The sequence below is a fragment of the Methanobrevibacter sp. genome (assembly GCF_045126245.1).
GTDB lineage: Archaea > Methanobacteriota > Methanobacteria > Methanobacteriales > Methanobacteriaceae > Methanocatella.
Window position 1 is genome coordinate 1 of record NZ_JBGVOG010000005.1, and the last position, 2414, is coordinate 2414.

Here is a 2414-nt window from a genome sequence, read left to right on the forward strand (position 1 = left end):
TTGATGTTCCTTTAGCCAAAGAAGCAATGATTACTGCTCTGTGAGAATAGCTTTTAGATGGTGGGGCTTTAACTTCACCACCGATTTCAGAAATATTTTTAACCTTAAGAATCATTCTATCAAATAATATTTTTAGCTAAAATTAATAATATATTTAACTATGAATGAAATTGAAAAAATGAAAGCCGGACTTGAATACTGTTACGATGATGAGGAAATATCCTTAATGAAATTAAGAGCAATCGAAAATGCCAACATATTCAATTCACTTGATGAAGACGATTTGGACAAACAGCATGAGGTTTTAACCGAGATTTTAGGATCAGTTGGTGAAAAAGTATGGATAGCTAAAAGATTCTGTTTTGATAACGGAAAGAACATTTTCATAGGAAACAATTTCACTGGAAACTTTAATTTGACAATTCTTGATATTAAAGAGGTTTATATTGGAGATAATGTGATGATTGGTCCTAATACATTAATTACTACTGTTGGACATCCATTAAACCCCAAAGGTCGTCGTGAACATTTAGCGCAAGCTAGTGAAGTGCACATTGGCAATGATGTTTGGCTAGGTGGAAACGTGACCATTTTACCTGGCGTTACAATCGGAGATAATGTCGTAATCGGTGCAGGGGCGGTTGTAAACAAGGATATTCCGGATAATTCCCTTGCTGTCGGCGTTCCGGCAAGGGTCATAAAAGAAATCGAAAACGATTTATAAATAAGATAACAACAAATTATATATTATTTAGGTTGTGTTATTATGGATGCCGTTACCAAAGAAAAATTAAAGTTAGCACAAAGACTCAAAAAGGAAAACAGAACTGATGAAGCTGAAGACATCTACAAACAGTATTGGGAAACATCACAGGAAGATTTCTCCGAATTCGACAAAACAACTTTCAGCTGGATTTTATACAACAAATACATCAAAAATAATGAGGATGTTGATGAAATCGTTGAAAATGCCGAGTTGATTACAGAAATCAAAAAACAGCAAGACCAATCACAGGATAGCAAATATCCATGCCCATATACATTAGCCGTTTTGAAAGTTCTTGAGAACTTGAACAAGAACAATAAGTTTGAAGAAGTCGTCATGTGGGCTGAAATGCTCAATCCTGATTATTTAAGTCCAAAAGCAAGTGACTTCAACGGAAGAAAATATCCTTCCAATAAAGAGAAATATTACAGCCAATTAACCAAAGCCCTTTTAAAGCTCGATGATATCGATAGATGTTACGAATTATCCAAAGAAGCACTGGAATTGGATGAACTAACAGAAGACATCTGGTTCAAGTGGAGATTGGCCAAATGTGCAAATGAGCTTGGGGAATATGATGAAGCCATAGAATATCTTAAATATATCATAACCAAAAAGCCCGACTGGTATATAAAGGCCGAATTGGCAGAAAGTTACTACTTCAAAGGAGATTATGACAATTCGCTTTCCTATGCAATTGATGCTGTTTTAACTCCTGCTCCAAGTGAAAGCAAAGTAAATGTATATTCTTTGATTGCTGATTTGGTTGAAGACGAATATCCGGAAGAGGCTTTGCAGAACAGGTATCTTGAATATAGTATCAGACTCAACAAGGAGTGGAGCATTGAAGACCGGTTAACTGAAAAAATTGAGGAAGCTGGTCTTGATAGTGAAAATACTGAATACTGGAAAATTGAAAAGAATCTTAAAGGTTTCTGGAACAACTTAAGATACAAGGACCAACAACCTCAATACGGAATAATAAGCAGGATTTTACCTCATGGAAAAGCAGGATTCATCCAAGCCGAAGACGGCAATTCATATTACTTCAAAAAATTCCAATTCAAAGGAAATAAAGACGATTTCCGTGAAATGACAAGTGTGAGTTTCTATCTTGAAGAAGGATATGATAAAGCAAAAGATGAAGTAAAAATGAATGCTGTAAATATTAACACTATTTAATGAAAGCTATCCAATAGCTTTTAAATTTTTTTTTAAAAAAAAAGAAGTATGAGAAGTAATTATCTGATTACTTCCACTATCATGTCTAATTTTTCAGACTGCAGGATATCCACTTTTTTACCAGATGCTCCAACAATCTCTTTTTTGATATTTAACATGTCTTCAGGAACTACGATTTCACCAACGGTTAGCTCATGATTTTCTTCTAAAACAGACCCAATTTCATCGATGTCTGTTGATTTTAAATAACCGATGATTTTTCCGGCATCCCCTTTGAATTTAGGTCCAATTTGAGACATGTCCGGTTCAACTTCGATGATTTTTTCATGAACTTCCGGTTTTCCGGAGCTGATTGCTAAATCATTAATTTTCAAGGTTCCCTTGATATCGTCATTGAATTCATTGAAGATTTCAACTAATGAGTCATCTGAAGTGTATACATTCACTTCAGCAAGTTCCGCATTCA

Annotated in this window: 3 protein-coding genes and 1 pseudogene; 2 read left to right on the forward strand and 2 right to left on the reverse strand. The window is 34.7% G+C overall.

All coding sequences use genetic code 11. The features are described 5' to 3' along the window. Nucleotides 1-115, reverse strand: a 115-nt coding sequence (locus tag ACJMLZ_RS00255; protein WP_405303325.1) for a hypothetical protein, incomplete at its 3' end; no start/stop codon positions are given. A 45-nt stretch (nt 116-160) separates the two neighbouring features. On the opposite strand from ACJMLZ_RS00255, the gene ACJMLZ_RS00260 reads away from it, so the two are divergent. Together ACJMLZ_RS00260 and ACJMLZ_RS00265 are read left to right on the forward strand one after the other, a co-directional pair. Next, nucleotides 161-724 (forward strand): sugar O-acetyltransferase, encoded by a 564-nt coding sequence (locus tag ACJMLZ_RS00260; protein WP_405303323.1) that lies wholly within the window; start codon nt 161-163, stop codon nt 722-724. A 42-nt stretch (nt 725-766) separates the two neighbouring features. After that, entirely contained in the window at nt 767-1948 is a 1182-nt protein-coding gene (locus tag ACJMLZ_RS00265) for a tetratricopeptide repeat protein (RefSeq protein WP_405303324.1), read from the forward strand. Nucleotides 1949-2007: 59 nt separating this feature from the next. On the opposite strand, the pseudogene ACJMLZ_RS00270 reads toward ACJMLZ_RS00265, so the two are convergent. Then, nucleotides 2008-2414: pseudogene (locus tag ACJMLZ_RS00270) on the reverse strand (valine--tRNA ligase); the annotation flags it as partial.